Origin of the sequence: Sulfuricaulis sp., assembly GCF_049587675.1 — a bacterium.
GTDB lineage: Bacteria > Pseudomonadota > Gammaproteobacteria > Acidiferrobacterales > Sulfurifustaceae > Sulfuricaulis.
Genome location: NZ_JBAVEJ010000309.1, coordinates 1 through 7631, shown reverse-complemented (window position 1 = coordinate 7631; position 7631 = coordinate 1). Strand labels below are relative to the sequence as shown.

9 protein-coding genes are annotated in these 7631 nt (G+C 59.9%); 4 read left to right on the top strand and 5 right to left on the bottom strand.

What is annotated here, in order from left to right:
• The 4 genes from WB402_RS15790 to WB402_RS15775 form a co-directional block, all read left to right on the top strand.
• A partial coding sequence (locus WB402_RS15790; RefSeq protein WP_424209567.1) for a hypothetical protein occupies positions 1-465 on the top strand: 465 nt, incomplete at its 5' end.
• Positions 466-666: 201 nt separating this feature from the next.
• Complete coding sequence (locus WB402_RS15785) at positions 667-1689, top strand: CDP-6-deoxy-delta-3,4-glucoseen reductase (protein ID WP_424209565.1); 1023 nt, start codon at positions 667-669, stop codon at positions 1687-1689.
• 28 nt (positions 1690-1717) lie between these two features.
• Complete coding sequence (locus tag WB402_RS15780) at positions 1718-1927, top strand: hypothetical protein (RefSeq protein WP_424209563.1); 210 nt, start codon at positions 1718-1720, stop codon at positions 1925-1927.
• A complete protein-coding gene (locus tag WB402_RS15775; RefSeq protein ID WP_424209561.1) occupies positions 1924-2334 on the top strand; it encodes a hypothetical protein in 411 nt (136 codons plus the stop codon). The genes WB402_RS15780 and WB402_RS15775 overlap by 4 nt, the downstream gene beginning before the upstream one ends.
• 12 nt (positions 2335-2346) lie before the next feature.
• On the opposite strand, the gene WB402_RS15770 is transcribed toward WB402_RS15775, so the two are convergent.
• The 5 genes from WB402_RS15770 to WB402_RS15750 all read right to left on the bottom strand — a co-directional run.
• Entirely contained in the window at positions 2347-3591 is a 1245-nt protein-coding gene (locus WB402_RS15770) for a heme biosynthesis HemY N-terminal domain-containing protein (protein WP_424209559.1), read from the bottom strand.
• A complete protein-coding gene (locus tag WB402_RS15765; RefSeq protein ID WP_424209557.1) occupies positions 3588-4667 on the bottom strand; it encodes a uroporphyrinogen-III C-methyltransferase in 1080 nt (359 codons plus the stop codon). The genes WB402_RS15770 and WB402_RS15765 overlap by 4 nt, the downstream gene beginning before the upstream one ends.
• Positions 4668-4694: 27 nt before the next feature.
• The gene (locus tag WB402_RS15760; RefSeq protein WP_424209555.1) at positions 4695-5501 is read right to left on the bottom strand and encodes a uroporphyrinogen-III synthase; all 807 of its coding nucleotides are present in this window, start codon (positions 5499-5501) and stop codon (positions 4695-4697) included.
• On the bottom strand, positions 5494-6420 hold the full coding sequence (gene hemC, locus WB402_RS15755) for a hydroxymethylbilane synthase (RefSeq protein ID WP_424209553.1): 927 nt from the start codon (positions 6418-6420) through the stop codon (positions 5494-5496). The genes WB402_RS15760 and hemC overlap by 8 nt, the downstream gene beginning before the upstream one ends.
• Positions 6421-6931: 511 nt before the next feature.
• Positions 6932-7631 (bottom strand): ankyrin repeat domain-containing protein (locus WB402_RS15750; RefSeq protein WP_424209551.1); only part of this gene is annotated, 700 nt, incomplete at its 5' end.

Below are 7631 nucleotides of genomic sequence, written 5' to 3'. Positions count from 1 at the left end.
GCCAGCGGTTGCGCGGTTTCCGTGACCGGGGAATTAGAGGTTTGCCACCAGCCGGAGTTCACCCGTCGCTGGGTAGCCAAGACCGGAAGAGGTGACCTGTTCATGGTCACGAATGAATTGTGCCAAGGCAGCGGTTGCCGTGCCTGGCTGGTGGAAAAGGCCGGCGGATCCGCCGTCACCTTGCTCGCTTTCGACAGAAGCTTCCGCCTGCATGAAGGCGCGGGCGGCTATCCGCAGATCGAAACCTACTCCGAAATTTCATCCACGCAGGGCGCCTACAGCCGCTTCGAGTGGAACGGCGCGACCTACTCGCGCACCGCCAACCGCCTGGTGTATCAGGTGGACGGCATGGAGTGCGGCACGCGCGAGGAATGCAATAACGCGGCGCGCGAGGCACTCAAGCTACAGCAGGTCGACCGCGCGGTGAAAATCCTGGAAAACGTCAACGGCGTCTCCTGGATCTAGCACCCAGCGCCCGAGGCGAACGGGCGACTGCCTTCCGAAGCATCCTGCCACACTGAATCCTGTCGCGCTTTAGTTAGATGCAATGTCGGTGTTTCACGCCGGCTTACTCATTTTATATTCTGTGGTTTTCCTCGACGACGTTTTGGGGAACAATAGGCGCCCGATCATCGCGAAGCCTCTATCCCGCACAAAGCGCTCCCCATGACCCACAAGATCCGCATCCAATCCAGCGGGCATGAATTTACCGCCAACGAGAAGGAAACCGTCCTGGCCGCAGCCCTGCGCCATGGCGTGACGCTCGCCTACAGTTGCCGTAACGGCGATTGCGGCACCTGCAAGGGAAAGCTTATCTCCGGCAAGATCGATTACGGCAGATACGAAGCCAAGGCAATGAGCGATGAGGAGAGGGGCGCTGGCGCCGCGCTTTTCTGCCAAGCCGTGCCGCTGTCGGATCTGGTGATCGATGCCAGGGAAATCAGCGCCGCGGAAGGCATCCCGATCCGCATCATGCCGTGCCGTGTAATGAAGCTGGACAGGCTCGCACACGACGTGATGCAACTTTCGCTCAAACTGGCCGAAGGCCAGCGCCTGCAATTTCTCGCCGGTCAATATATCGACATCCTGCTGAGCGGTAACCAACGGCGCAGTTTTTCGCTCGCCACCGCGCCGCACGCGGATGAATTGCTCCATCTGCATATCCGCCATGTTCCGGGCGGGTTGTTCAGCGGGCAGGTCTTCACCACGATGAAGGAAAGGGATCTGCTGCGTTTTCAGGGACCGCTCGGGACTTTTTTTCTGCGCGAAGACTCGGACCGACCGGTGATTCTGGTCGCGGGCGGCACCGGATTCGCGCCGATCAAGAGCATTCTCGAACATGCGTTTGCCACAGGAATTAAACGGACTATGCATCTGTACTGGGGCGTGCGTGCGCAGCGCGACCTGTACCTGCATAATCTGCCGCAGGCGTGGGCCCGTGAACATGCTCATTTCCACAATACGCTGGTGCTTTCCGAGCCTTTGTCCGAGGATGACTGGAGCGGTCGCCGCGGTTGGGTGCACGAGGCCGTGATTGCCGATCACCCCGATCTGAGCCGGCATGAGGTGTACGCCAGCGGCCCGCCGCCCATGATCGAGGCGCTCAAAAAGGCGGTAATAGCGCATGGCCTGCCCAATGACAGGCTGTACTATGATTCATTTGAACACGCCCACACGTCGGGTACCTGATGCAGACTGATTCAAGGGGAGATCAACGATGCGAATATTTTTTGCTGTGACGGTGCTGATGATGCTGCTGGCGGCGTGCGACGGACAGAAAAAAGATGTCAAAGACACGGTGTTCGGCTCTCAAGTACAGATGAAAGACAAGGCGCGCACCGTGGAAAACACCCTCCGGCAAGACGCCGAGAAAAATCGCGAAGCTATTGAGTCTTCCGAAAAGCCCGGCGAACCGGAACAAAAGTGAACGCCACGATCCAGCTTTATGGCAAGCCGGTGCGCGTGGAGCTGAGCGCCGCGGCCGAGCGCGCGCTGGCGAAGCGCGCCGAGCGCTTGTACGCCGAAGTGCAACTGATCTTCGGATGCATGGTCGCCAAGCGCGTGTGGTTCAGCGATGAGGAAAACAAGGACGCGGTTCCCGTCACTCCAAAGCTCAGCCTGTGGTTTCGGCCGGCGCGCTACGAGAAGGCGTGCAGTTTCGATGAGATTGACAGCGGTGCCGTGGCCAGTGACTTTCCCATGGCTGCGGACCGGAAGGGTTTTGTACCTGACGTGGTACGGATCGACTACCGAGCAGGCAAATGGGTCGGTGATTTCACCTATTCGATGGATATTTTCCGCGCACAGAATGCCGTGCTTGAATCGCCGCGCTAAGAACTGTGCGGTCTAACGCGCCGCGCGGAAACGGGAAACGGTCGAGCCCAGCCCGCGCGCGGGAGTGGCGCGCAATTCATTGGCGTACATCTCCAGGCCGCGCCGGTAGTAGTTGAGCGCCTTGTCTTTATCTCCAAGACGTTCCATCAGATTGCCCAGTTCGTGATAAGCCTCGGACGGACCGTGCAGCGTCAGGCATTGTTCGAAATAGCCACGCGCCTTGCTGTCCTGCTCGTTATGCAAGGCGAGACGCGCCAGCGTCAGCAGTAGTTTAGGATCACTGCGGTGCGATGACAGCCAGCCTTCGGCCGTTTCGAGTTGTTCCGCCACATTCTTTCCCAGTGACTGACCGTAAAGCTCGACCAGCGTGGAGTCCCAGCCGTCCTCGATGGCGGTGTGCAGCACGGATTCGGCCTGCGCCATTTCTCCTTGCCGGATGAGCTGACGGGCGTAGGTCGCGATCATCGAGGGATTGCGCCGCAGCGTTTTCGGTACCGCGTTCCAGGCTTTTTCCAGCACGCCCGGTTTGCCGGAGGGCAGCGAGAGCTTGAGCAACTCGTGATGCGCTTGCAGTTCGAGCGCGTCGACTTCTTTCGTGGTCATGGCATAATTTTGGCGCAGGTCCGGGAGCAGTTCGATCAGACCGGTCCAGTCGCGCAATTCCTGATGCACCTGTGCAAGCAGTTTCAGCACCTGCCGGTGCTTCGGCGCGTTACCCCGCAGCTCGTTCAGGGTCGCGAGCGACTGCTCCAGCTGATGTGCCTGGTGTTGCAAATAGGCCTGCGTCATGCCGATGGCGAGGTCGTGTTGCGCCGCGTTTTTGTGCGCCAGCGCCAGGTACTCGTCGCGCTTCTCGCTATTCCCCTGACCCTCGCAGGCCATGGCGGCGCCGAGATAATTCAGCAGCGGTGTATCGCCATGCCGCATGCCGGCGAGCAGCTGCGCCTCCGCCTCCGCCCAGTTTCCCTCCGCGAGATTGGTCAGCCCCTTGAGGAGTGCCGTGCGCGCCCGCCGCGCCTGCCGGCGAGTGCGCCAGCGCCCGACGTCACGGGGAATGCGCCAAAGACGCAGGATGATGTACAGGGAGAGATAAAACATAAAGGACACGACGATCATCAGCGGGATGAAGAGTGTGAGCGACATCTCGATACTCCACGGCGCGTGCGCAATGAGCACGTAGCCCGGATTGTCGAGAGCGTAAAGCGTGATCAGCACGGCGGCAAACAGCAGTGCGATGATGAAAAACAGCAGTTTCACGGTTCGGCCTTTCGGCCGCTGAGGCGGCGCAGGGTGGTGAGCGAGGATGTGATGTCCGGCAGATCGGTGACGGTTTTCATGCCTTGCAGTTTGCCGAGCTCGCTTTGTGCCGAGATCACGCTCTGTGAATTCAGATCGAAAAAATCCTTGATCAGGCGTTGTGCCGATTTGAGATTCTGCTGATAGGTCGGGATGCTGCCCTGCAGCAGCGCCTGCTGCGCTCCGTACAGCATCAGGCGCAGATTCTCGCGAAGGAAATATTGCTGTTCCGGCGGCAGCAATGGCCGTTGCAATTCCGTGTCGTTGCGGATGCGCACGAGGGAAAGGATGTCCTGCCACAGGCTGTGTGCCGTCTGCCGCCAGCCAGTGTCCGCCGCCGCTACCTGGACGCTGCCTTGTCCGGCCTGCGCTTTGCCGGCTTCGAATTCATGCAGCCGGGTATCGGTTGCCAGTGGCAGGCGGTCCACGGATTCGGCCAGGGTTGCGAGACGCAATGTGATGCCGCTGACATCCAGCTTGTCGAGCGATTCGAGCAGCGATATCTCGCGCGCCAGTTCGCGACGCACCGGCAGAAGTTTCGGGCTGGCCAGGAGCTGCAACTGCTGATCGGCGGCGCGCAGCGCGGCGAGGGCGGAACGTGAGTCGCGCGCAAGCTGCAGGCGGTTGTTGGCGATGACCAGCAGCTGCTCGGTCTCGGTCAGGGCCCATTCCAGCCGGTTGCGCGCGAGATCGGTGTTGATCTTCTCGAGCGAGGCGCGGAGCGTGTCCTGGGTTTCCTTGAGAGTCTTGATGTCCTTTTCGGCGTTGGCGAGCGATTCCTGCGTCTGGTTGGTGCTGGACTCGATGCGATCAAGCGCGCCGGCGATGTCCATCGAAAACAGGTCGGCGTTCTGGTAGAGCACGGTGTACCAGAGATAGCCGCACGCGATAAGCGCAAGGCTGGCGAGGATCAGCGCCAGTCCGCCACGGACGCGGCCGGCACTTGGCACGTCGGCAGATTTCTTTAGCGGGTTCTTGCCGCGCCGGGCAGCGGCGGACTGGTCATCGAGGATCTTTTTGGCGTCCGTGTCATTCATGGGTAACAGCCTGTATTGGTATGGTGATTATAGGGTTTTTTGCGTTTCTCGCCACGTCTTGATGGCCTCCAGGATGGCCTCGTCGCTCGCCTGAGCCGCGATTATCGGCTCGGTCTTTAAGCCCAATTCATGGCAAACCTCGGCCATGCGCCTGCTGACGACAATGACGGGGGTTCGGGCGAGCCACGGTTGCCCGGCCGGGCCCAGCATGTCGAGCAGGTTGTGCAGCCCGTCCATGCTGGTGAGGCTGACGATATCGATCTCGCTGCGCGCCCAGCGGCGCAGCAACGGCGTGACGTCGGCGCGCGCGCGCGCCCGCCGGTAGCATTCGGCGTATTCGATTTCGGCGCCGCGCGCCTTGAGCGTATCGCCGAGCAATTCGCGTCCGCCCTCGCCGCGGAAAATGACGATTTTGTTTCCTGTAACCCGTTGCAGTTCGGGCAGCGCGAGTAGCGCCTCGCTGTCGGACCGGCCCGCCGGGACGATCACGTTCTCGATGCCGAAGTGTTTGAACTCACGTGCGCTTCCGCGCCCGACACAGGCAATGCGCACGTTCCGCGGCCAGTCGCCACGGCGCGTGAGAATGAGATTCATTGCCCGGTTGACGGCGTTGGGGCTGATGAATATCGCGAGGCCAAACCGATCCAGCCGGTCGATTACGGAGAGCAGCGCCTGGGTGTCTTTTGGTTCCGCGATTTCGATCACCGGGAAGCGGATCGCTTCACCGCCTTCACCCTCGATAAGGAGCGCAAGTTTTTCCGCCTGATCGCGCGGACGGGTGACGAGCACGCGCACCCCTTGCAGCGTGCCGCCGGGGGAGGCGGATTCACGCACGTCCGTAAACCTTGTCGAGGATGTCCTTGGCGCCTTGCGCGAGCAAGCGCTGCGCGAGCTGTGCACCCAACTGCTCGGCCTGCACCGCCGGCCCGCGCAGTTCCGCGCGCAGCAGACGGCTGCCATCCGGTTCGCCCACTAGCCCGCGCACATGCAGTTGATCGCCGTGTAATTCGGCGTAGCCGCCGATGGGGACTTGGCAACCGCCTTCGAGGTGAGCGTTCATGGCTCGCTCCGCCGCCACGCGGATTTGCGACTCGCGGTGATTCAGCGGTGCAAGCAGTTCATTGGTGGCAGCATCGCTCTCGCGGCACTCGATGCAGACCGCGCCCTGGCCCACGGCCGGGAGGCTGACGGACGGGTCGAGCCGCTGGCGGATGCGTTCTTCCATGCCCAGACGTTTGATGCCGGCCACGGCAAGCAGGATGGCGTCGAATTCGCCGGCATCGAGTTTGGCCAGGCGCGTGTTGACGTTACCGCGCAGCGTGACGATCTCGAAATGCGGATAGGCCTCGCGCAACTGGCACTGCCGGCGCAGGCTCGAGGTGCCCACACGCGCGCCGCGGGGCAGCGCGTCGAGCGTCGCGTAATGGTTGGAGATGAAGGCGTCGCGCGGGTCTTCGCGTTCGCACACGACGGACAGATGCAGGCCCGGCGGGAGCGTGGCCGTCACGTCCTTCATGGAATGCACGGCAATATCGATGCGGTTTTCGAGCAGCCCCTGCTCCAGTTCCTTGATGAACAGCCCCTTGCCGCCGACCTTGGCCAGGCTGCGGTCGAGGATGCGGTCCCCCTCGGTGGTCATGGTGACGAGTTCGACGCTCAATCCAGGATGTTGCCGCGTGAGCGCGTCGCGCACGTAATGCGCTTGCCACAGGGCTAGCTGGCTTTTGCGGGTACCGAGACGGAGGGTTTTCAAGTGAGGTTCGGGCTCGTGGGTGTGATCCGGGATTCGTTGCGCATTTTATAGCATTTGGATGGAGAATCTTAGCTTCTGTCGAATCGCCTCCGGCGATAATGAAAAGCTACTTGTGGGTGGCTGACCCACGGCAGGTTACTTTTCTTTGCTTGCCCAAAGAAAAGTAACCAAAAGAAAGGGCACCCCGGATGGCGCGACCTTTCCCGCTACGCCTCCGGCTCCGCGGGAAAGTCCAGGGCGCACATCCCTGTGCGCCCGTTCGCGCTGCCACTGGCAGCGCGAACCCACTGCGCTTCTCGCCGGAATCGGCACTCGCCTCAACTCGCCGGGCGCGAAATACGCGCCTCGGGCTCAAACACGAGGCTCGCTTCTCCCGATTCCGGCTGCGATGCTCGGGCGCGCCATACGGGGCGTTAAAACACCTCCGCGCGGATGCCTTAAGCTGGGTTAGTTCATCGGCAAGGAAAAATTGAGCTTGGCCCCTTTATATTCCGATTCTCAAATCAGACCATTAATGCTGTGACTGATACTTTTGGAGGACGATGGCTAGATCTGCGCGGTGTGCCTTGCCCTCAACCAATTGCAGAGGTGTGAGTCCATTCATGTCTTTAACGGAGGTATCAGCCCCGTTTTTAATAAGAAATTCAAGAATAGGGCCCATGTTGATACGACCACTCTTCACAACTTTTAAGAGCGGTGTGTCGCCCTTATTATTCTTCAAGTCTATTTGTGCTCCATTGGCGTGAAGGAATACGACACAATCGAAGCATCCTAGGCCTGCCGCCCAGTGTACCGGGCTCTCTGCGTTATGATCGATGGCGTTGATATCAGCACCTTTAGACAGGAGAAATTTCGCCATTGGCACTCCATACTCTCTTGATGCCGCTATGTGCAATGGAGTTTCGCCATAGCTATTGCGAGAGGTTACATCTGCCCCTTTAGCAACCAACAACTTTGCCTTCTCAATACTTGGTCCGTATTGATTTCCTTGGGTTGCTATGAGATGTAGCAAGTAGCCATAATTTCCAATCTTCGTAGGAGCTTTCACATCGGCGCCTTGTGCGACTAAAAATTCAAATGTTTTTCTGGTGTGGATGGCAAGCTCAATTAATCTAAATCCATCCTCGTTTGTTGCATTGACGTCCAACCCCCTCTTAAGGAATTTCTCCACTTCGACAACATTGTCAAATTGAATGGCTTTTTCTAATTCT

Bases quoted from the DNA above. Each gene is read 5' to 3' on its own strand.
- WB402_RS15785 (WP_424209565.1), top strand. From the start codon at position 667: ATGACCCACAAGATCCGCATCCAATCCAGCGGGCATGAATTTACCGCC.
- WB402_RS15780 (WP_424209563.1), top strand. From the start codon at position 1,718: ATGCGAATATTTTTTGCTGTGACGGTGCTGATGATGCTGCTGGCGGCG.
- WB402_RS15765 (WP_424209557.1), bottom strand. From the start codon at position 4,667: ATGAATGACACGGACGCCAAAAAGATCCTCGATGACCAGTCCGCCGCT.